Source organism: Amycolatopsis sp. lyj-84 (assembly GCF_046549075.1).
Taxonomy (GTDB): Bacteria; Actinomycetota; Actinomycetes; order Mycobacteriales; family Pseudonocardiaceae; genus Amycolatopsis.
The window spans coordinates 24226-44723 of record NZ_JAJPWO010000025.1 but is presented as its reverse complement, the minus strand read 5'-3'; the positions used below and the strand labels follow the sequence as shown (position 1 = coordinate 44723).

The 20498-nt window shown below is 70.0% G+C and carries 19 protein-coding genes; 11 read left to right on the top strand and 8 right to left on the bottom strand.

The features are described 5' to 3' along the window. The first annotated feature begins 128 nt into the window (after positions 1 to 128). The 5 genes from hutH to hutI are packed head-to-tail and all read left to right on the top strand — an operon-like array spanning position 129 to position 6957. Complete coding sequence (gene hutH / locus ACLJRM_RS42815) at positions 129 to 1655, top strand: histidine ammonia-lyase (protein WP_410605865.1); 1527 nt, start codon at positions 129 to 131, stop codon at positions 1653 to 1655. 4 nt (positions 1656 to 1659) lie between these two features. Further along, on the top strand, positions 1660 to 3312 hold the full coding sequence (gene hutU / locus ACLJRM_RS42810) for a urocanate hydratase (protein ID WP_101612648.1): 1653 nt from the start codon (positions 1660 to 1662) through the stop codon (positions 3310 to 3312). Next, positions 3309 to 4505 (top strand): allantoate amidohydrolase, encoded by a 1197-nt coding sequence (locus ACLJRM_RS42805; RefSeq protein ID WP_410666301.1) that lies wholly within the window; start codon positions 3309 to 3311, stop codon positions 4503 to 4505. The genes hutU and ACLJRM_RS42805 overlap by 4 nt, the downstream gene beginning before the upstream one ends. After that, positions 4502 to 5806 carry a formimidoylglutamate deiminase gene (locus ACLJRM_RS42800; protein WP_410666300.1) on the top strand — a complete coding sequence of 435 codons (1305 nt, stop codon included), beginning with the start codon at positions 4502 to 4504 and terminating at the stop codon, positions 5804 to 5806. Before ACLJRM_RS42805 ends, ACLJRM_RS42800 begins: the two co-directional genes overlap by 4 nt. Further along, entirely contained in the window at positions 5794 to 6957 is a 1164-nt protein-coding gene (hutI, locus tag ACLJRM_RS42795; protein WP_410666299.1) for an imidazolonepropionase, read from the top strand. The genes ACLJRM_RS42800 and hutI overlap by 13 nt, the downstream gene beginning before the upstream one ends. Positions 6958 to 6988: 31 nt before the next feature. Here the strand turns inward: hutI and ACLJRM_RS42790 are convergent, their stop codons facing one another. Beyond that, positions 6989 to 7747, bottom strand: a complete 759-nt coding sequence (locus tag ACLJRM_RS42790) for a hypothetical protein (RefSeq protein WP_101612652.1) — start codon at positions 7745 to 7747, stop codon at positions 6989 to 6991. Further along, entirely contained in the window at positions 7744 to 7953 is a 210-nt protein-coding gene (locus ACLJRM_RS42785; protein ID WP_101612653.1) for a hypothetical protein, read from the bottom strand. The genes ACLJRM_RS42790 and ACLJRM_RS42785 overlap by 4 nt, the downstream gene beginning before the upstream one ends. Before the next feature lie 125 nt (positions 7954 to 8078). Between ACLJRM_RS42785 and ACLJRM_RS42780 the strand changes: the two genes are divergently transcribed. Together ACLJRM_RS42780 and ACLJRM_RS42775 are read left to right on the top strand one after the other, a co-directional pair. Further along, positions 8079 to 9683 (top strand): sensor histidine kinase, encoded by a 1605-nt coding sequence (locus ACLJRM_RS42780; RefSeq protein ID WP_101612654.1) that lies wholly within the window; start codon positions 8079 to 8081, stop codon positions 9681 to 9683. After that, positions 9658 to 10332, top strand: a complete 675-nt coding sequence (locus ACLJRM_RS42775; protein WP_101612655.1) for a response regulator transcription factor — start codon at positions 9658 to 9660, stop codon at positions 10330 to 10332. Before ACLJRM_RS42780 ends, ACLJRM_RS42775 begins: the two co-directional genes overlap by 26 nt. Here ACLJRM_RS42775 and ACLJRM_RS42770 read toward each other — a convergent pair. Beyond that, complete coding sequence (locus ACLJRM_RS42770; RefSeq protein ID WP_410666298.1) at positions 10277 to 11398, bottom strand: FAD-dependent monooxygenase; 1122 nt, start codon at positions 11396 to 11398, stop codon at positions 10277 to 10279. The genes ACLJRM_RS42775 and ACLJRM_RS42770 overlap by 56 nt on opposite strands. Before the next feature lie 43 nt (positions 11399 to 11441). On the opposite strand from ACLJRM_RS42770, the gene ACLJRM_RS42765 reads away from it, so the two are divergent. Continuing rightward, on the top strand, positions 11442 to 11987 hold the full coding sequence (locus tag ACLJRM_RS42765) for a TetR/AcrR family transcriptional regulator (protein ID WP_101612657.1): 546 nt from the start codon (positions 11442 to 11444) through the stop codon (positions 11985 to 11987). 286 nt (positions 11988 to 12273) lie between these two features. Here the strand turns inward: ACLJRM_RS42765 and ACLJRM_RS42760 are convergent, their stop codons facing one another. The 3 genes from ACLJRM_RS42760 to ACLJRM_RS42750 are packed head-to-tail and all read right to left on the bottom strand — an operon-like array spanning position 12274 to position 14965. Further along, a complete protein-coding gene (locus tag ACLJRM_RS42760; RefSeq protein ID WP_410666297.1) occupies positions 12274 to 13020 on the bottom strand; it encodes an ABC transporter permease in 747 nt (248 codons plus the stop codon). Further along, on the bottom strand, positions 13017 to 14051 hold the full coding sequence (locus ACLJRM_RS42755; RefSeq protein ID WP_410666296.1) for an alpha/beta hydrolase family protein: 1035 nt from the start codon (positions 14049 to 14051) through the stop codon (positions 13017 to 13019). The genes ACLJRM_RS42760 and ACLJRM_RS42755 overlap by 4 nt, the downstream gene beginning before the upstream one ends. Then, a complete protein-coding gene (locus tag ACLJRM_RS42750) occupies positions 14048 to 14965 on the bottom strand; it encodes an ATP-binding cassette domain-containing protein (protein WP_410605875.1) in 918 nt (305 codons plus the stop codon). The genes ACLJRM_RS42755 and ACLJRM_RS42750 overlap by 4 nt, the downstream gene beginning before the upstream one ends. Before the next feature lie 135 nt (positions 14966 to 15100). Between ACLJRM_RS42750 and ACLJRM_RS42745 the strand changes: the two genes are divergently transcribed. Beyond that, positions 15101 to 15889: an ion transporter gene (locus ACLJRM_RS42745; protein WP_101612660.1), complete on the top strand. Its 789-nt coding sequence runs from the start codon at positions 15101 to 15103 to the stop codon at positions 15887 to 15889. 4 nt (positions 15890 to 15893) lie between these two features. On the opposite strand, the gene hrpB is transcribed toward ACLJRM_RS42745, so the two are convergent. Beyond that, positions 15894 to 18284, bottom strand: a complete 2391-nt coding sequence (gene hrpB, locus ACLJRM_RS42740) for an ATP-dependent helicase HrpB (protein ID WP_101612661.1) — start codon at positions 18282 to 18284, stop codon at positions 15894 to 15896. Next, positions 18281 to 19108: a glutamate ABC transporter substrate-binding protein gene (locus ACLJRM_RS42735; protein WP_101612662.1), complete on the bottom strand. Its 828-nt coding sequence runs from the start codon at positions 19106 to 19108 to the stop codon at positions 18281 to 18283. Before ACLJRM_RS42735 ends, hrpB begins: the two co-directional genes overlap by 4 nt. Positions 19109 to 19199: 91 nt before the next feature. On the opposite strand from ACLJRM_RS42735, the gene ACLJRM_RS42730 reads away from it, so the two are divergent. Together ACLJRM_RS42730 and ACLJRM_RS42725 are read left to right on the top strand one after the other, a co-directional pair. Continuing rightward, positions 19200 to 19688 (top strand): MauE/DoxX family redox-associated membrane protein, encoded by a 489-nt coding sequence (locus tag ACLJRM_RS42730; protein ID WP_410666314.1) that lies wholly within the window; start codon positions 19200 to 19202, stop codon positions 19686 to 19688. A gap of 2 nt (positions 19689 to 19690) precedes the next feature. Then, on the top strand, positions 19691 to 20485 hold the full coding sequence (locus ACLJRM_RS42725) for a DsbA family protein (RefSeq protein WP_410666295.1): 795 nt from the start codon (positions 19691 to 19693) through the stop codon (positions 20483 to 20485). Positions 20486 to 20498 lie beyond the last annotated feature (13 nt).

Sequence of the window (20498 nt, the reverse complement as noted above, 5' to 3'; positions counted from 1 at the left end):
TCACTTCTCTCAATGTTGAGACAAGCGAGAGCAAAGGTCCCTTGCTCCCGCCGGGTGTGTCTTGGATACCAGACACAACCACCGGTTGGGGCCGCCCACCAGCGGGCATGGCGTTGTCCAATGGGGCTATGCCGGAAACCGTACTTCTGGGGTCCGAATCGCTTCGGCCCGAACAGGTCGTCGCGGTCGCCCGTGACCACTCGCCCGTCGCGGTCAGCGAAGCGGCCGAGAAGAACCTCACCGCGACGCGTCAGCACATCGACAACCTCGCCCACGCCGAGGCGCCGACGTACGGCGTTTCGACCGGCTTCGGGGCGCTCGCCACCAGGCACATCCCGCTCGAGAGCCGCACCGCGCTCCAGCGGTCGCTGATCCGCTCGCACGCGGCGGGAGCGGGCCCGGTCGTGGAGACCGAGGTCGTGCGCGCGTTGATGCTACTGCGTCTCCGCACCCTCACCAGCGGTTACACCGGCGTCCGCCCGCAGACCGCGCAAGCGCTTGCGGCCCTGCTCAACGCCGGGATCACCCCGCTCGTCCACGAGTACGGCTCCCTCGGCTGCTCCGGCGACCTCGCGCCGCTGGCCGCTGTCGCGCTCGCGCTGATGGGGGAGGGCGAAGTCGAGTACAACGGCGAAGTCGTCCAGGCCGCCGTCGCGCTGAAGCACGCTGGGATCGAACCGGTCGTTCTCGCGGAGAAGGAGGGCCTCGCCCTCACTAACGGGACCGACGGCATGCTCGGCATGCTCCTGCTGGCCGCAGCAGACCTGCGCAAGCTTCTCGACACCGCCGACATCACCGCGGCGATGAGCGTCGAAGCGCTCCTCGGCACCGATCGCGCCTTCGCCGCCGATCTCCAGGCCCTGCGCCCGCACCCGGGGCAGGCGTTGAGCGCCCAGCGCATGTGGACCGCGCTCCAGGATTCGAAGATCGTCGAGAGCCACCGCGGCCCGGACTGCAACCGCGTCCAGGACGCGTACTCGCTCCGCTGCTCGCCGCAGGTGCACGGAGGCGCACGGGACAGCCTCACGCACGCCGAGCTCGTCGCCGAGCGTGAGCTTCACTCCGCGGTCGACAACCCGGTCGTGTTGTCCGACGGTCGCGTCGAGTCGAACGGCAACTTCCACGGCGCCCCGGTCGCGTACGTGCTCGACTTCCTCGCCATCCCGCTCGCGGATGTCGCCAGCATCGCCGAGCGCCGCACGGACCGCATGCTCGACAAGGCCCGTTCGCACGGCTTGCCGCCGTTCCTCGCGTTCGACCCGGGCGTCGATTCCGGTCACATGATCGCCCAGTACACGCAGGCGGCCGTGGTCAGCGAGCTCAAACGCCTCGCGGTGCCGGCGTCGGTCGACTCGATCCCGAGCAGCGCCATGCAGGAGGACCACGTCTCCATGGGCTGGTCCGCCGCGCGCAAGCTGCGCAAGGCCGTCGAGGGTCTCAACACCGTCCTCGCCATCGAACTGCTCACCGCCGCGCGGGCACTCGACATGCGCGCGCCCCTGGTCCCGTCGCCGGTCACCGGCCGGGTCCGGGATCTCGTCCGCACCAAGGTCGAGGGCCCCGGCCCCGACCGTCATCTGGCGCCGGAGATCGCCGCCGCCGAAGAACTCGTCGCGTCGGGTGCCGTCCTCGCCGCGGCCCAACTGGAGGTCTGAGCCCATGACCCGCACGGTCCGTGCCGCCCGAGGCACCACGCTCACCGCGAAGAACTGGCAGACCGAAGCCGCGTTGCGGATGTTCCACAACAACCTCGACCCCGAGGTCGCCGAGCGCCCCGAGGACCTGGTCGTCTACGGCGGCACCGGCAAGGCCGCCCGCAACTGGGCCAGTTTCGACGCGATCACCCGCGAACTGACCACTTTGGAGGGTGACGAGACGCTGCTCGTCCAGTCCGGCAAGCCGGTCGGCGTGTTCCGCACGCACGAGTGGGCGCCGCGCGTGCTCATCGCGAACTCCAACCTCGTCGGCGACTGGGCGACCTGGCCGGAATTCCGCCGCCTGGAAGCGCAGGGCCTGACGATGTACGGCCAGATGACCGCGGGGTCCTGGATCTACATCGGCACGCAGGGAATCCTGCAGGGCACCTACGAGACCTTCGCGGCCGTCGCGAAGAAGCGGTTCGGAGGGAGCCTCAAGGGCACGCTCACCGTCACCGCCGGGCTCGGCGGCATGGGCGGCGCGCAGCCGTTGGCCGTCACGATGAACGACGGCGTCGCGCTCGTCATCGAATGCGATCCGCAACGCGCCCACCGCCGCGTCGAGACCCGCTACCTCGACGAGGTCGCCGATGACCTCGACGACGCGATCCGCCGCGTGGAAGCCGCGAAGAAGGAGAAGCGCGCGCTGTCCGTCGGCGTGGTCGGCAACGCCGCCGAGGTGCTGCCGGAACTGCTGCGCCGCGGCGTCGAGGTCGACATCGTCACCGACCAGACCTCCGCGCACGACCCGCTTTCCTACCTGCCCAAGGGCATCGGTGTCGACGAGTGGCAGGACTACGCGGACAAGAAGCCCGACGAGTTCACCGAACGCGCCCGCGAGTCGATGGCGGAGCACGTGGAGGCGATGCTCGGCTTCCTCGACAAGGGCGCCGAGGTCTTCGACTACGGCAACTCCCTGCGCGGTGAGGCGAAACTCGGCGGCTGCGAGCGCGCGTTCGACTTCCCGGGGTTCGTGCCCGCCTACATCCGCCCGCTGTTCTGCGAGGGCAACGGCCCGTTCCGCTGGGCGGCGCTGTCGGGTGACCCCGAGGACATCGCGGCGACCGACCGCGCGATGCTGGAACTGTTCCCGGAGAACGAATCCCTCGCCCGCTGGATCAAGCTGGCAGGCGAGCGCGTCGCGTTCCAGGGGCTCCCGTCGCGGATCTGCTGGCTCGGCTACGGCGAGCGGCACCTCGCGGGGCTGCGGTTCAACGAGATGGTCGCCAGCGGTGAGCTGAAGGCGCCGGTCGTCATCGGCCGCGACCACCTCGACTCGGGCAGTGTCGCTTCGCCGTACCGCGAGACCGAGGGCATGGCCGACGGCTCCGACGCGATCGCCGACTGGCCGCTGCTGAACGCGCTGGTCAACACCTCGTCGGGGGCCAGCTGGGTGTCGATCCACCACGGCGGCGGTGTCGGCATGGGCCGCTCCATCCACGCCGGCCAGGTCAGCGTGGCCGACGGAACCCTGCTGGCCGCGCAGAAACTCGAGCGGGTGCTCACCAACGACCCGGGGATGGGCGTCATCCGGCACGTCGACGCCGGATACGACCGCGCGGCCGACGTCGCCGACGAGCGTGGCGTCCGCGTGCCGATGCGGGACGCCGAGTGACCGCGTCCTCGCTGCTGGCGGAGATCTCCGACGTCGGCCGCGACCCGAAGCGTGGCGGTTACTCGCGCCACGCCTTCGACGCGGGCGAAACCGAACTGCGCGCGTGGTTCGTCGAGCGTGCGGGGCGGCTCGGGCTGGGCGTCGAGACGGACCGCAACGGCAACATCTGGGCCTGGTGGGGCACGCCCGGTCCGGACGCGGTCGTCACCGGCAGCCATCTCGACTCGGTTCCCGGCGGCGGCGCCTTCGACGGCCCGCTCGGCGTCGCCAGCGCGCTCGACGCGGTGGAGAGCTTGCAGGCCAAGGGATTCCGTCCCGCCAAGCCGTTCGCGGTCGTGGTCTTCGCGGAAGAGGAAGGCGGCCGGTTCGGCGTGCCGTGCCTCGGTTCGCGACTGCTGACCGGGACCATCGACGCGGACAAGGCGCGCGGCCTGCGCGACCCGGACGGTGTCACGTTCGCCGAAGCGGCGGCGAAATCCGGCCTCGATCCCGAACGCGTCGGCCGCGATTCCGAGCGGCTCGGCCTGATCGGGCGGTTCCTCGAACTGCACGTCGAGCAGGGGCGCGGGCTGATCGATCTCGGCTCGCCGGTCGCCGTCGGCAACACGGTGATCGCGCACGGCCGCTGGCGGTTCTCCTTCCAAGGTCAGGGAAACCACGCCGGCGCGACACTGATCGGCGACCGTCGTGACCCGATGATCCCGGCGGCCGAGACCGTTCTTGCCGTGCGGAAACTGGCGAGGGCGAAAGCCGACGCCAGGGCTACGGTCGGCAGGCTCGTGCCGGTCCCGGGCGGGACCAACGTCATCGCGTCCACCGTGGACCTCTGGCTGGACGCGCGGGTGCCGGGTACGGACACGCCCGAACTGGTGGCGGAGATCGCGAAACTGGCCGAAGACGCGGCAAGTCAGGAAGGCTGCCGGGTCGAGGTGACCAGGGAGTCGTACTCGGACGACGTGATCTTCGACGACGCGCTGCGGCGCGACCTGGGCACCTGGCTGGGTGGTCCGCCGGAGCTGCCGACCGGCGCCGGGCACGACGCGGCGATCCTCGCCGGGTTCGTTCCGTCCGGGATGCTCTACGTGCGCAATCCGACCGGGATCAGTCATTCCCCGGAAGAGTTCTCCGAGGCCGAGGACGTCGACCACGGTGCTCGCGCGCTCGCGGACGTCCTGGAGAAACTGTCGACATGACGACATATTGGTGTGAGCGCGCCTGGTTGCCGGACGGGATCGCCGATGCCGTCCGGCTCGAGGTCGGCGGCGGGAAGATCACGTCCGTGACGGCGAACGCGCTCCGCGAAGGAACCGTCCTGAACGGACTGACCTTGCCGGGTTTCGCCAACGGGCACTCGCACGCGTTCCATCGGGCGCTGCGGGGGCGGACGCACCATGACCGCGGGACGTTCTGGACGTGGCGCGAGCGGATGTACTCGCTCGCGTCCCGGCTCGATCCGGACTCGTACCACCGCCTGGCGCGCGGCGTCTACGCCGAGATGGTGCTGGCCGGGTACACGAGTGTCGGCGAGTTCCACTATCTGCACCACGCGCCGGGCGGAAAGCCTTACGCGGAGCCGAACGCGATGGGCGAGGCACTGCGGCAGGCCGCCGAGGACGCCGGAATCCGGCTGACGCTGCTCGACACTTGCTACCTCGCGGGCGGTATCGGTGTGGAACCCGACGAGGTCCAACGGCGATTCTCCGACGGCTCGGCCGCGAAGTGGGCGCAACGAGTCGGCGACTTGCGGGAGAAAGAGACGTTCCGGGTGGGCGGCGCGATTCATTCGGTGCGCGCCGTTCCCGAAGCTCAACTGTCCGAAGTGGACAACGGTACGCCCGCGGATCGCCCACTGCACATCCACCTTTCCGAGCAGCGGGCCGAGAACGAGCAATGCATGGCGGCCTACGGCTGGACACCGACGGGCTTGCTCCACGACCACGGGGTGCTCACCGAACGCCTCACCGCGGTGCACGCGACACATCTGACGCCGCTCGACATCGAGCGACTGGGCGCTGCCCGCAGCCGAGCGTGTTTCTGCCCGACGACGGAGCGGGATCTCGGCGACGGCATCGGTCCGGCGCGGACATTGCTGGACGCGGGGGTGCGGCTGTCCCTCGGCAGTGACAGCAACGCTGTCGTCGACGCGTTCGAGGAGACCAGGGCGCTGGAACTGAACGAGCGGCTCGCCAGCGAGCAGCGCGGCCGGTTCACCGCGGAGGAACTGCTCGCGGCGGCGACGGATCACGGCGCGATCGGCTGGGACGAGGTCGGTTCGCTGGACGTGGGGGCGGGTGCGGACTTCGTGACCGTCGGCCTCGGTTCGGTGCGGACCGCGGGGATCGAGCCGTCCGGGGTGGTCTTCGCCGCCTCCGGGGCGGACGTCCGGGATGTCGTCGTCGCCGGGCGTGAGATCGTCCGCGACGGCGCGCATCAGCTGATCGACCGGCCGGAAACGGTCTTGGCCAAGGAGATCGAGGCATTGTGGCAGTCCTGATCACGGGTATCGGCGAGCTCACCACGAACGACGCCGAACTGGGCAAACTCCGCGACGCGGCCGTCGTCGTCGAGGGCGAGACGATCGTTTGGGCGGGCTCCGCGACGGACGCGCCCGACGCGGACGAGCGGATCGACGTGGACGGCCGCGCGGTGCTGCCCGGCTGGGTGGACAGTCACACGCACCTCGTCTTCGCCGGGGACCGGACGGCCGAGTTCGAGGCGCGGATGGCCGGGAAGGCGTACAGCGCCGGGGGCATCGCGGTCACCGTCGACGCGACGCGGTCGGCCTCCGACGAGCAGCTGGCGGCGAACCTGCGGCGTCACGTCGACGAAGCGGCGAGGCAGGGGACGACCTGTCTGGAGACGAAGACCGGGTACGGGCTCAACGTCGAGGACGAGGTGCGCTCGGCGCGGATCGCGGCCGGTGTGGCGGACGAGGTCACGTTCCTCGGCGCGCATCTGGTGCCGCCGGGTGCGGACGCGGAGTCCTATGTGGATCTGGTGTGCGGCGACATGCTCGACGCGGTGGCGCCGCTGGTGCGGTGGGCGGACGTGTTCTGCGAGACCGGAGCTTTCGACGAGGCGCAGTCCGGGCGGGTGCTGAAGGCGGCGCGGGAGCGTGGTCTCGGGCTGCGGGTGCACGGGAACCAGCTGGGGGAGGGGCCGGGAGTGCGGCTCGCCGTCGAGCTGGGGGCGGCGAGTGTCGACCACTGCACGTACCTGAGCGAAGCGGACGTAGAGGCTCTCGCCGCTTCGGACACTGTCGCGACCTTGCTGCCCGCGTGCGATCTGTCGACCCGGCAGCCGTTGGCGCCGGCGCGGCGGCTGCTGGACGCGGGGGCGACGGTCGCGCTGGCCAGCAACGCGAACCCGGGCAGCTCGTACACGACGTCGATGGCGTTCTGCGTCACGACCGCGGTGCTGCAGATGCGGATGACGATCGACGAGGCGGTCTGGTCGGCGACGGCGGGCGGCGCTCGCGCTTTGAGGCGTGACGATGTGGGCTTCGTGCGGCCAGGAGCGCGTGCCGACCTTCACGTGCTTGAGGCGCCTTCGACGACCCATCTGGCGTACCGGCCGGGGGTGCCGCTGACGGCCGCTGTCTGGCGGCGCGGTGAGCTTCTGACCAGCGGTTTCGCTTCAAAGTGATAGCAAAGGTCCCTTGCTCTCCCCGCCGGGGTCAGGAGGCTTGACCGAGGGTTTCTTCGACGCGCTCCCGCAGCTCCGGCGGGAGTTCGCCGAGCAGGTGGGACCACTGCTCGATCCGCTGCTCGCTCAGGTGGGTGAGCAGGTCGAGCACCGGCGCCCACAGGTCCTCGTCGGCGGCCGCGACCCGCAGGAGGCCCCGGAACCGGCTCTCGGAGAGCAGCCCGAGGACGTGATCGATCCGGCTCTTGTCGTCGAGGACGAACGCGATCCGGATCAGTGCCTCGTCGCCGATGACGCCGAGAGCCCTTCGCACGGTCGGATCGGGCAGGTGGCCGACGAACCGGCCGACGGTGATCCAGTCCTCGCGGCGCACCAGTTCCCCGGCGACCGCGACCACGGTGTCGAGTGGGATCCGCGCGATGATCGCGCTCGCCCGGCGCGGGTCCAGTTCGGCCGCGACGTCGGACAGGAACTGCGGTTTCAGCCGCTTCGCGACGTCGACACCCCGGGAGGCGTCGACCAGCCCGGCGATCCGGGCGCACAGAAGCGGGCCGAAGACCTTCTCGGCGATCTTCGCGAGAATCGGGCTCGGGACGAGCTTGCTCGCCATCGCCATCCGCTCGAGGGCGGCGAGATTGGCGTCGAACAGCGTGTCCGTGACCTGCTCGCGGAACGTCTGGAGTTCGGCCGCGTCCACGTTCTCCAGGTAGGAAAGCCGCTCCGGGGTGGTGCCGAGGACGCGGGCGAGTTTGAGGATCTCCGCCTGCGAGGCGAAGTTCTCCGTGCTCACAGGCCCACCACCTTGCGGACGGTGCCCCGCAGCAGCGCGGGTACGTATTTCAGACCCTCTTCGCCCGCTTCGGCCAAGGCTTTGGCCTGGCGGTGGCGCGCGTCGCGCAACGCGTCGGAGAGGTCTTGTTTCTCGTTGTCGGCCAGCGCTTCGATACCTGCCGGGACAGGACCGCCTAGCTGACCGGAGAGTGTGCGCTCGGCCATGGTCGATCATCATGCCTCATCACCCCTGTGGAGGCCGGGTGATCGGACCTTCTTGACTTTCGTCCATGGCGAAGCGGCTGTCGCGGCTTGTAGCGTCCGATCCCGTGAAGGATGCGGAGGAGCCTGTGCGGCGTGGGCGGCGGCTGGCCATGGACGTCGCGCTGTGGCTCGGTCTCTGCGGTTGGGTGGTCATCGACGCGGGATCCAGCACGAGACACTGGGAGCTGATCGTCGGGCTCGTCGCGACCACGGCCGCGATCGGGTTGTCACGCCGGTACCCGGTGGTCTCGCTCGCCATCGCGATGGTCGCGAGCTTCGTCATCCTGGGCAGTTTCGGCGGCCGGGTGCCGATCTGGGAAGGGTTCGTCCTGGTCACGGTGAGCTATCTCGCCGGCTACCGGCAGCCGATCGCGAAGCCGATGCTGCGCGTTTTCACCGTCGTCACCCTGGTCGCGATCCCCGTGGCGCTGATCTGGGGCGACGACGGGTTCGCCGACTGGGGCGCCCTGCTCGGACTCTTTGTCTTCGCTTCGGTGACGCCGTGGCTGCTGGGCAAGTACATCCGGCAGCGCGAGGACATGGCGCGCGACGGCTGGCGTCGTGCCGAGGAGATGGAAAGCCGTCAACGGCTCATCGCCGATCGGGCGCGGCTGCGCGAGCGCACCCGGATCGCCAGTGACATGCACGATTCGCTGGGGCACGAGCTCAGCTTGATCGCGGTCCGTGCCGCGGCGCTCGAGGTCGCGGGCGGCCTCGACGAGAAGCAGCGGGAGGCCGCCGGTGACCTGCGGCAGAGCGCGGCGACGGCAACCGAACGGCTGCGCGAGATCATCGGCGTGCTGCGTGAGGACGACGCGCCGACCGAGCCGGTGGACGAGAGCATCGACGAACTGCTCGACCGGGCGAGGACGTCGGGCGTGCTGATCAAGTCCTTTGTGGACGATCCGGCCGACGGTGAGCCGCGGATGGTCGACCGCGCGGCCTATCGCGTGGTGCAGGAGTCGGTGACGAACGTCGTGAAGCACGCGCCCGGCGCCGCCGTCACCGTCCGGGTCGTGCGATCCGAAGGGCGGACCGACGTCCTGGTCACCAACGCGCCGCCACCGGCGGGCCCCCTGCCCGGCCGGGCCTCGGGACGACGCGGGTTGATCGGTCTGCGTGAGCGGGTCCGGCTGGTGGGCGGGACCTTGCGGGCGGTACCGCACGACGGCGGCTTCGAGGTCAGTGCGAGCTTGCCGCATGATGCCGCGCCGTCGGAGGAGTCGCCGGAAAGCCAGGCGGCGATGGACGCCGAAGTGGGACAGTCGACGTCGGCGAGGGAACTCGAACGCGCCCGCCGGGATGTCCGGCGCAGCCTGATCCAGGCGATCGTCGTGCCGATCGGGCTCTTCGGGGTGCTGGTAGGGATCAGCGGGGCGGTGTTCCTCGTCCAGTGGTACAGCTCGGAACTCCCCAAGGGGGACTACGACCGCATCCGGCTGGGCCAGCCGAGGGCGGAGATCGCGTCCGTCCTGCCCGCTGGTCAGCGGATCGCGCGACCTCGTCAGGCGGAACCGCCGGTGCCCGCCGGGGCGACCTGCGAGTACTACGGCACCGAGCGCACCCTGTTCCACAGGTACTACGAGGCGTACCGGTTGTGCTTCGCCGACGGGAAACTCGTGGCGAAGGACGTGATCAGTGAAGACGAGCAAAGGGGGAACCCGGATGATCCGGGTGGTGCTGGCCGATGACGAGGCGATGATCCGCGCCGGGGTGTCGGCGATCCTGGCCGCGGACGCCGGGATCGAAGTGGTCGCGGAGGCCGAGGACGGCCGCGCCGCCGTCGAGCAGGTCCGTGCGACCCGGCCGGACGTCGTGCTCCTCGACATCCGGATGCCGGTCATGGACGGGCTCAAGGCGGCCGAGGAGATCCGGCGGCTGCTGCCCGAGATCGGCGTGATCATGCTGACCACGTTCGGCGAAGACACCTACATCGAGCGTGCGCTGGGCCTCGGCGCGAGTGGCTTCCTGCTGAAATCCGGGGATCCCCGCGAGCTGCTGTCCGGGATTCGCGCGGTCGCCGGTGGCGCGGCGTTCCTTTCGCCGAAGGTCGCGCAGCGGGTCATCGCCCGCTTCTCCGGCAATCGGGTTTCCCGGGCCGAAGAGGCGAAGGCGCTGATCGGCAAGCTGACCCCGCGCGAACAGGAAGTGCTGGCGCTGCTGGGTTCCGGACTGTCCAATGCGGACATCGCCGGGAAGCTGTTCGTGGTCGAGGGCACGGTGAAGGCCTACGTGAGCACCATCCTCAACCGGCTCGGCGCGCGGAACCGGGTGCAGGCGGCGATCACCGCGTACGAGGCGGGGCTGGTCGGCGGGGAACGGGAGGAATCCAGCCGCTGACACCGGCACCGGCGCGGGCGGTGAGCGCGCCGGGGAGCAGGCGGGCCACGCCGTTGCGGACGGCGACGGCGAGCGGGTTGCGCAGCTGCGGGCCGAGTTTCCCTGCCTGGACCGAGGCTTTGGCGACCGCTTGGCTGCGCGGGCGGCGCTGCTCGTCGTAACTCTTCAGCGCCGCGTCGACGTCTTCGGTGTCGCTGAGCGTGGCGGCGAGGACGACGGCGTCCTCGATCGCCTGGCAGCCGCCTTGGCCGAGGAACGGCGGCATCGCGTGCGCCGCGTCGCCGAGGAGCGCGACGCGTCCCCGCACGTACGACGGCAAGGGAGTGCCGAGCAGGTAGAGATCGTGGTGGAGCAGCGTTTCCGGAGCGGTGGCGTCGATGAGCTCGGGGATGGGTTCGTGCCAGCCGCCGAAACGGCTCCGCAGGTACGCCTTCGGGTCTTCGTATCGGATTCCCGGTTCGGTGACATAGCTCGCCCACCAGTAGACCCGGCCGTCGTGCAAGGGGATGACGCCGATCTCGGCGCCGTCGTCCCAGCTCGTGCTGAGGTCGGCCGCGTGGGGAAGGGCGGTCACCGCGCGGAAGGCCGTGCTGCCGCTGTAGACCGGTTCGGGATGCTGCGGCCACAGCTGTTTCCGGAGTGTGCTGTTGATTCCGTCGGCGGCGACGATGACGTCCGCGTCGAGATCGCCGAGGCCGGTGACCTCGGTGCCGGTGCGGACGCAGCCCGCGGGCAGGGCGTCGCGGAGCGCGTCGATGAGGTCGGCGCGGTGGATGGCGGCGAGCGGGCGCCCGTGGTGCCGGCGGAACGCCTCGGCATCCCAACGGGTGATGCGGCGGCCCGCGCGGTCGTGGAGGCCGCCCGACGCTTGTTCCTGCAGCTTGCCGAGGTGGATGCCCAGTGTTTCGAGTGACCGCAGGGCGTTCGGCCACAGGGAGATGCCCGCGCCGGCGGCGGTGAGTTCCGGCGCCCGTTCCAGGACGGTGACCTCCCAGCCGATGCCGTGCAGTCCGATGGCGGCACTCAGTCCGCCGATTCCTCCGCCGACCACGATCGCTTTGCGCATGTCGACCTCCTCTACATTTGTAGAGTACTACTACACTTGTAGAGTGCGAAAGGCGACGATCGGGGACGCGGCCATCGAGGTGATCGCGGCCGAAGGGATGCGCGGGCTGACGCATCGGGCCGTCGACCGGTTCGCCGGGCTGCCCGCGGGTTCGACGTCGTACTACGCGCGGACGCGGGCGGCGCTGCTGGAACTGGCGATCTCGCGGATGGTCGAACTCGACGACGTCACTCTGGATCCCGCGCCCGGGCAGCTGGCGGAGTACGTGGCGGGGTTCGCCCACGCGGCGATCACGCGAGGGCGGACGCGGATGCTCGCGCGGTACGAGTTCGCGCTGGAGGCGACGCGGCGGCCGGAGTTGCGCGAGGCGTACGACCGCGGGGGGCTGGTCATCCGGCGACGGTGCGCCGAGGTGCTGGCCGGACGCGGATCGGCCGAACCGGAGCGGCACGCGCGGGTGCTCGTCGCGTGGCTGGACGGGACGATCTTCGACGCGCTGGCCGGGACCGGCTCGCTGCGGCCGCCGGATCTCGCGGAGCTGACGCGGGGAGCGCGGGAGGTCCTGGCGGGGCTCGGAGTGGCGGGGTAGCGGGGGACCTTTGCTATCGCCTGGGCGCTGACCTGCGGTTTTGGCGCGGAAGGGAGCAAGGGACCTTTGGTGTCGCTTCTCTCGATGTTGAGGTGAACGGTCACCTCTCGGGCGTGATCGGACCGGTGGTCACCCTCGTCAGGGCGCTGCCCGGGAAGCCCTGGGACCCGAGAGTCCGTGAAGGCCTCCTTGCCTACCTTGAGAGTAGGGAAGGAGGCCTTCACAGACCTGCCGCTCCACCTGAGGTGTCGTGTAAAGGCGAGAGCAAAGGTCCCTTGCTTCCCGCTCAGGCGTCGCGCCGCCGGAGCACGGTGGAACCGGCGGCGAGTCCGGCCGCGGCCCAAGCCGTGCAGAGCACGATGCCGACCCAGGGCGCGTAGGGCGCGATGCCGCCGAAGATGGGGTTCGGCTCCCCGGCGGAGAGCATCGCGTTGACGCCCGCGAAGCCGGGGAAGTAGTTCACGAGGTCTTCGCCGCCCAGCGAACCGGCGAACATCGGGATCATCACCAGCAGCACGAACATCGTCACGATCGTCCCCGCCGTGCTCCGCAGCGCCGTCCCCAGGCCGAGGCAGAGCAGGCCCAGTAGTCCGAAGTAGCCACCCATGCCCGCGGCGGTCGTGAGGACATCGCCCACCGAGGAGTCCCGCTCGGGGATCAGCGGTGCCGAGACCGCCACGCCGAGGAGCGTGTTCAGGACGCCGTAGCCGAAAAGGACCGGCAACAGGACCGCCGATTTCGCCGCGAGAAGCCGGTTTCGCACCGGGACCCACTGCAAGGTCGAGCGGATGCTGCCGCTGGCGTATTCGCTCGTGATGAACAGCGCCGCCAGCGCGACCACGGCGAATTGCGTGAGGTAGAAAGCCGCCCCGGTCACCACGGCGTGCGGGGCCATCGAGCGTTCGACGCCCGCGTTCGCGGCCAGGCCCAGCGCGCCGGAGTAGGCGAGCATCAGGACGACCCCGATGCTCAGGCACCACCACGTCGAGCGGACCGACCAGAACTTGGTCCATTCCGAAGAGATCGCGTTCATCGTGCGCTCCACTGCTTGAAGAAACCGGTCAGCCGGTCACGGAAGAAGTCCAGCGCCTTCCGGGAATCGATCGAGCCGTACTGGTTCTCGACCTCGGTCGGCGGAATCTGCGGCCGCAGCCCCAGTTGGTCGATCAGGATCGCCGCGTCGGTCACCGACGAATGGCCGCTGTCCTCGACCAGGAACCGCTCTTTCGGCCCGGTGAGCCGCGGCCAGGTCTCGTCCCAAGTCGGGCTGAAGTGCTTCTCGCCGATCGGACTCGTCAGGAGAAGCAGCGGCCGGTCGAGGGAAACAGTGCCGTAGAAGGGGCCGTCGATGTTCACGCCCGCTTTGATCCGCCGGTCGGCGGCCATCGCGGCGGCGGTCGCCGAACCACCGGCGGAGTGACCGGCCATCCCGATCTTCCCGGCGTCGATCGACCAGCGCGAGTCCTTCAGCAGGGTGTCGATGACGAACGACGTGTCGATCGCGCGATTCGCGATCGCGGCGGGCCACGGGTCGTCCGGACGCCCACAAGCGACACACTGACGCAGCCCGTCGGGGAACTCCGTCGCCCAGGCTTCGTGGGCGTGGTCGATTCCGGCGACCACGAATCCTTGTGAGGCAAGGCGTTCGGCCATCGCGGTGAGGGTGATCCGGTTGTTGCCCGCGCCCGGCGACAACAGCACGAGCGGACGCCGTCCCGGTAGGGAAGGCGCGTTCTCCCTCGAGTGGACCCGCACCTTGCTCAGCGTGTCCGGCGGCAAATCGAGCTTCCGCCCGGCGACCGCGGCCGCAGATTCCGCGTGCGTCATGTACAGCGGCGCCCGCCCGACCGGGAAGGCCGGGTACCAGACGTTGACCATCAGTTCGCGCCGCTTCTCGGGCACCCAAGGATCGGCTCGTGCCTGGTCGGTGAGGTGCAGCGTGCGCAGTCCGATCGGGACCGGGCCACCCGGTGCGGGCAGCGACAGGTCCGGTGCCGCCGACGCGGCCGCCGGCACCCCCAGCAGGCCGGCGATCACCGCCACCAGGACCATGAGTGACTTCATGCCGCGACTCCCGTTCCGTATTCGACCGACGACGCGGTCAATTCCATGTAGGCCTGTTCCAGCGACGCGGTCCGTTCGGTCAGCCCGTGCACGCGGATCCCGAGTTCGTGCACCGCGTCACCGACACGGTGGACGGGCAGGTCGTGCACGATCAGTTCGTCCCGGTCGGCTTCCGTGGTCGCGCCGAGCGCGCGCAGACGCTGTTCGAGCGCCCGGAGTTCCCCGGGAACGGGCACCCGCACCGCGACCGACGTCCGCGAATTGCCCGCGATGAATTCGTCCACCGGGGCGTCGGCGAGCAGCTTTCCCTTGCCGATGACGACCAGCCTGTCCGCGGTCAGCTGCATCTCGCTCATCAGGTGGCTCGAAACGAACACCGTGCGGCCCTCCGCCGCCAGCGAACGCATCAGCTGCCGCACCCAGCGGACGCCGTCGGGGTCGAGGCCGTTGACCGGTTCGTCGAACATCAGCACGCCCGGGTCGCCCAGGAGCGCGCCCGCGATGCCCAGGCGTTGTCCCATGCCGAGCGAAAACGTCCCGGCTCGTTTGCCTGCGACATCGGTGAGACCGACCGTCGCGAGCACCTCGTCCACCCGGCTCGCCGCGATCCCGTTGCTGCGCGCCATCGCCAGCAGGTGTTTGCCCGCGCTCCGCCCGGGGTGCAGGGCCTTGGCCTCCAGCAGCGCACCGACCTCACGCAGCGGATACCGCAGGTCCGCGTACTTCTCGCCACCGATGTGGACCTCGCCGCCGCTCGGCGTGTCGAGGCCGAGCGTCATCCGCATGGTGGTCGACTTGCCCGCGCCGTTGGGACCGAGGAAACCGGTCACCTTGCCCGGCTCGACGGCGAAGGTCAGCCCGTCGACCACTGTCTTCCCGCCATAGCGCTTCGTGAGTCCTCGAAGCGTGATCATCCGCGCCCTCCTTCGTGTACCGAAAGTTTCCGACGCGGGGACACGTGCGGGCATCGCCCCGAAGTCATCGGTCATCCCTTACTTTCGACAGGTGCCGCTCGGCACGAGTCACCCCGGAAAGGCAGAATCGGCGCCATGACCACCCGCGAACAACGGCGCGTCAATCCGCTCGACCTGGTGATGCTCGTGCTCGCCGTGTTCTCGGTCGGGCTGCTCGTCTACGTGACGTTCTTCCCGCATTCGGACGAGACGGCGCACACCGTCTTCATCATCGACACCGTGGTGTGCGGGATCTTCGCGCTCGAATTCCTGTGGCGATGGCGGCGCAACGGCTGGGAGAAGTGGTTCCCGCTGCGCAACTGGTACGAAATCCTCGGCATGATCCCGATCGCGCATCCGGCGCTGCGCGGGTTCCGGCTGCTGCGGATCCTGGTCGTGCTCGTCCGGCTCGCGCGCACAGCCGACCGCGCGTTCGGGGAGCGGTTCACCCAGCGGCTGGTCGAACGGCTTTCGCGGCCGATCGTGCTGGCGATCAAGAAACCGATCACGATCGCGGTGCTCGACGAGGTCGTCAAGGTGCTGGAAACCGGGAACTACCCACAGAACCTCGCGCGGTCACTGGGTGACAACCAATCGCTGCTGCGGGGGATCATCGCCGAGAAGCTGAAGAACGACCCGCAGGCGGGACGGCTTTCCAAGCTGCCGTTCCACGACGAGGTGGTGCGTTCGGTGATCGACACCGCGATGCGCGTGATCCTCGAAGTGCTGACGGACCCGCGGATCGACGAGTTCTTCGCGCATGTCGTGCGGGAGAACCGGGAGCAGATCCGGAGCGCGGTGCAACTCGGGCTGAACGAGAAAGAGGACGACGAGGAGCTGGCCGCGCAGCTGCCGACCAGGCCTCAGCACCAGATGATGGACTGAGCGGTCACGTCCCGCCGCGCCGCGTGGTCCGCCGCGTGGGCGCGGCACCCAGCGGGTCTTCCGGCCAGGGATGCTTCGGATAGCGCCCGCGGAGATCGGCGCGTACGGCCGCGTAACCGTTGCGCCAGAACGACTCCAGATCCGCGGTGACCGCCGCGGGCCGACCGGCCGGTGAGAGCAGGTGCAGGACGACGGGGACGCCCGCAAGCTCCGGTGTCGCGAGCCAGCCGAAGGTCTCCTGCAGTTTCACGGCCAGCACGGGCTGCTCACCCGAATAGTCGACCCGGATCCGCGAACCCGACGGCACCTCCAGCCGGTCCGGCGCCAACTCGTCCAAGCGCGACGCTTCGGGCCAGGGCATCAGCCCGCGCAGCGCGGCGCCCGCGTCCAGCGAAGCCAGGTCCGACCGGCGGCGCGCCGAGCCGAGATCGAGCCAGCTGTCCACAGTGGACAACAGAGCGGCTTCGTCGACCGCGGGCCAAGGCGAGCCCAGCACCCGATGCAGGAAAGAGAGCCGTTCGCGCAGTCGCCGCCCGTCCTCCGACCAGCGCAGCAGGCCGAGCCCCTCGGTGCGCAGGCCGTCCAGCAGCGCGGCGCGGATCGCGTCCGGCGCGGGGGAGCGCAACGGCTTCTCCGACAGCACGATCGCCCCGAGCCGCCGCACTGAACGCGCCACGACATCCCCGCCCGCCCAGTGCACTTCGTCCACCGTCGAAACGAGATTCGGCGCCGCGCGCACGGCGAGGGCCTCGTCGGCGGGGGCGGCCAGCCGGATGATGCCCTGCGCGCGGCCGGGATCGCGGGTCGCTTCGGCCACCGCCAGCCATTCGACGTCCGCCAGCCCGCTGCCGCGCGGCAGTTCCGCCGCCGTGCCACCGGCCATCAGGTACACCGGCGTGCCCGCGGAACGCCGCCGTGCGAGCCGCTCGGGATGCGCCAAGGCCACTACCAGCGCAGGATCGGACGCCTTGCCGCCGTCGGGTACCAGCTTGGTCAGCCGCCGCACGTCGGACTTCCAGCGCCCGTCGTCCCGCACGCGCCGCAGTTCGGCTTCGAGATCGGTCAGCGTGCCGCCGCTGTCCAGCAGCGCGACGACCTCGGCCGCCGAACGCGCGTTGGTCCGCGCCGCGCCGTCCAGCAGCGCCCGCGCCAAGCGCGGATGCAGGCCGAGCCCGGCCATCTTTCGGCCGCGTTCGGTCACCGTCCCGTCTTCCGTGGTCGCCCCGAGCGTGGTCAGCAGCGCGCGACCGGCGGCCAGCGCGCCTTCGCCCGGCGGGTCCCACCAGGAGAGGCCGGAGCCGTCCGGAGTGGACCAGCACGCGAGTTCGAGTGCGAAACGCGCCAGTTCCGCCGTCCTGATCTCGGGTTCGGGATAGGCGGGCAGGGAACCCTGCTCGTGCGCCGCCCAGCACCGGTACGCGCGCCCGGGCGCCTCGCGCCCGGCCCGGCCGGTGCGCTGTTCCGCGACCGCGGCCGAAACGCGGACCGTCGCCAGCCCCGGCAGTCCGCGCCGGTGATCGACGCGGGGGACCCGGGACAGGCCGCAGTCCACCACCGCGCGGACACCCGGCACGGTCAGGCTGGACTCGGCGACCGACGTCGAGAGCACCACCCGGCGGCGGGCACGCGGGCGCAGCGCGTCGTCCTGGCTCGCCGCCGAAAGCCGCCCGTGCAGGGGCAGTACGTCCGCGTCCAGGCCGCCGAGCATTCCGCTGACCCTGGCGATCTCACCGGCGCCGGGAAGGAAGGCGAGTACGTCACCGTCTCCTTCGGACAGTGCTTTGTGGATCGCCCGGACCACGGTCGTCTCGATCCGCTCGCCACGTGCGGGCGGGGAGTACGAGACGTCGACCGGATAGGTCCGCGCGTGCGCGGTGATCACCGGCGCGTCCCCGAGCAGGGCCGCCAGCCGTCCGGCGGCCACGGTGGCCGACGTCGCGAGCAGGCGCAGGTCGTCCCGCAGCCCGGCGCGCACGTCCAGCAGCAGCGCGAGCAGCAGATCCGCGTCGAGGTGGCGCTCGTGGCATTCGTCGAGCAGGACGGTCGACACCCCGGCCAGTTCGGGATCGCCCTGCACCCGCCGGACCAGCAGACCCGAGGTGACCACTTCGATCCGTGTCGAAGACGACACCTTCCGATCTCCGCGCACCGAGTAACCGACCGTCTCGCCGACGCGTTCGCCCAGCAGGGACGCCATCCGCGCCGCCGCGGCCCGCGCGGCCAGCCGCCTCGGTTCGGCGACGATCACCCGGCCTTCGCCGTTGTCCAGCGCGAGCGGCACCAGGGTGGTCTTGCCGGTTCCAGGGGGCGCGACGAGCACGGCGGTGCCATGGGCGTCGAGCGCGGCTTCGAGTTCGGGCAGGACGGCGCGAACCGGCAGATCGGGAAGGATCACTGCTCGGTGACCTGCGGCGGGGGCGGGATCCGGTAGCCGGACGGGCCGATGTTGCGGTTCAGCGAGTCGAGCCAGTCACCGGAAGAGATCATCTTCTGGATGGCCCTGGCCACCGCGGCGCGGCCCTCGATGTCACCCTTGCGCAGGCCGACGCCGTATTTCTCCTTCGAGAACGGCTTGCCGACGACTCTCAGCAACTCCGGGTTCTGCGCCACGTAGCCCGCCAGGATGACGTCGTCGGTGGTCACCGCGTCCACCTGTCCCGCGAGCAGCGCCGTGACGCAGTCCTGGTAGCGCGGGTACTCGACGAGCTGCACGGCTTGGGCGAACTTGTCGCGCACCTGCTCGGCCGAGGTGGTGCCGCCCACGGCGCACAGTTTGCGGCCGTTGAGGTTCTCGGGACCGGTGATGTCGGTCGATCGGAGGCGGACGAGCAGGTCCTGGCCGGTGTCGAAATACGGCCCGGCGAAGGCGACCGTCTGTTTCCGTTTTTCGGTGATCGAGTAGGTCGCCACGATCAGGTCCGTCACCCCGGATGTTATGTCCGTCTCGCGCGACGACGGCTTGCTGTCGTGCCAGGTGATGTGATCCTGGTCGACACCCAATTCGCTCGCGATGTACTTCGCCACGTCGACGTCGAAGCCGACGTACCGCCCGTCGACCGTCCGTTTGGAGAGTCCCGGCTGGTCGAAGCGGATGCCGATGGTGAGTTTGTTGGACCCGACGGCGCGCGCGACGAGGGAATCCGCCGGACCGGCCTCTTTGCTGCAGGCCGTCGTTGTGACCAGCATCAAACAGACCATCAGCAGGGCGCGTCCCCTCATCGGGTACCTCCGTCCGCCGCCTCACGTTGTTCTCAGGGTCGACGGCTAGCCTAGGCCCGTGCGTAGACCGCCCCAAGTCGTGCTCGACGCCGTGGGCACCCTCGCCCGGCTCGGACTGGCCGCCGTCTGGTTGATTTCCGGAGCGCTGAAGATCAGCGATCCGGGGCAGACCTATGTCGCCGTGCAGGCGTTCGACGTTCTGCCGGCCGGGCTCGTCCGCCCGGTCGCGATCGGGATGCCGCTCGCCGAACTGGCGCTCGGCCTGCTCCTGCTCGCCGGGTTCGTGACCCGCTGGGTGTCGGTGCTGTCGGTGCTGCTGCTCGCGGTGCTCATCGCCGCGATCGCCCAATCGTGGGCGCGCGGGCTGAGCATCGATTGCGGCTGCTTCGGCGGTGGCGGTCAGATCGCCGCGGATCAGACGCAGTATCCGCAGGAGATCGCCAGGGACCTCGGGTTCGCCCTGCTGGGTGTCTGGCTGATCGTGCGGCCGCGGACCTGGCTGTCCGTGGACGGCTGGCTCGGGAACTCTCGGGTCCCCGCCGACGACGACTATGTGGGTATCGCTGAAGGGAACGAATAATCGTGGGTGGAGCTGAGCGCAACGCTCGGAAACGCAAGCAGCAGCAGACGGCCTCGCGCTCGGTGGCACAGGCCAGGGGCGTCGCGGGCGGCGACAAGAAGAAGGTCGTCGCGATCACGGTCGCGGTGGTCGTGCTCGCCGCGCTGGTGATCGGCGGCGTGATCTGGACGACGTCCAGCAAGGACAGCACCGAGGGCAAGGTGATCGCGGCGCAGTCGGGCACCTGGGCGGCGGGTGTCGTCGAGAAGCGCGACGGGGCCGTCGTGACGGCCGGCAAGCCCGAGGCGAAGAAGTCCATCGACGTCTACGCCGACTTCCTGTGCCCTGTTTGCAAGCAGTTCGAAGAGTCGTTCAAGGGGCAGATCGAGGAGCAGGTGAACAACGGGACCCTGCAGGTCCGCTATCACATGCTGCCGATGCTCAACCAGCGTTCCGACCCGCCGGGCTACTCGCTGGACTCCGCCAACGCCTCGCTCGCCGCGGCCGACGCGGGCAAGTTCATCGCCTTCCACGACGCGCTGTTCAAGGACCAGCCGCAGGAAGGCGCGCGCGGATTCGACAAGGCGCAGCTGATCAAGCTCGGCCAGGACGTCGGCATCACCGACCCGGCCTTCGCGACGGCGATCAACACCGGTGCTTACGAGCAGCAGATCCAGGACGCGTACAAGAAGATCTCCACGGATCCGTCGCTGCAGCAGGACTTCGGCAACGGTCCCGGCTTCGGTACGCCGACGGTCGCGTCGAACGGGCAGGTCGTGAAGCTCGAGCAGGACTGGGTGAAAAAGGTCGTCGGCTAGTTTTTCGCCGCGT

Coding starts and splice junctions, on each gene's coding strand:
- ACLJRM_RS42785 (WP_101612653.1), bottom strand. CDS start 7,953: ATGGCCGAGCGCACACTCTCCGGTCAGCTAGGCGGTCCTGTCCCGGCA.
- ACLJRM_RS42800 (WP_410666300.1), top strand. CDS start 4,502: ATGACGACATATTGGTGTGAGCGCGCCTGGTTGCCGGACGGGATCGCC.
- ACLJRM_RS42760 (WP_410666297.1), bottom strand. CDS start 13,020: ATGAACGCGATCTCTTCGGAATGGACCAAGTTCTGGTCGGTCCGCTCG.
- ACLJRM_RS42750 (WP_410605875.1), bottom strand. CDS start 14,965: ATGATCACGCTTCGAGGACTCACGAAGCGCTATGGCGGGAAGACAGTG.
- ACLJRM_RS42735 (WP_101612662.1), bottom strand. CDS start 19,108: ATGAGGGGACGCGCCCTGCTGATGGTCTGTTTGATGCTGGTCACAACG.
- ACLJRM_RS42755 (WP_410666296.1), bottom strand. CDS start 14,051: ATGAAGTCACTCATGGTCCTGGTGGCGGTGATCGCCGGCCTGCTGGGG.
- hutU (WP_101612648.1), top strand. CDS start 1,660: ATGACCCGCACGGTCCGTGCCGCCCGAGGCACCACGCTCACCGCGAAG.
- ACLJRM_RS42775 (WP_101612655.1), top strand. CDS start 9,658: ATGATCCGGGTGGTGCTGGCCGATGACGAGGCGATGATCCGCGCCGGG.
- hutH (WP_410605865.1), top strand. CDS start 129: ATGCCGGAAACCGTACTTCTGGGGTCCGAATCGCTTCGGCCCGAACAG.
- ACLJRM_RS42770 (WP_410666298.1), bottom strand. CDS start 11,398: ATGCGCAAAGCGATCGTGGTCGGCGGAGGAATCGGCGGACTGAGTGCC.
- ACLJRM_RS42745 (WP_101612660.1), top strand. CDS start 15,101: ATGACCACCCGCGAACAACGGCGCGTCAATCCGCTCGACCTGGTGATG.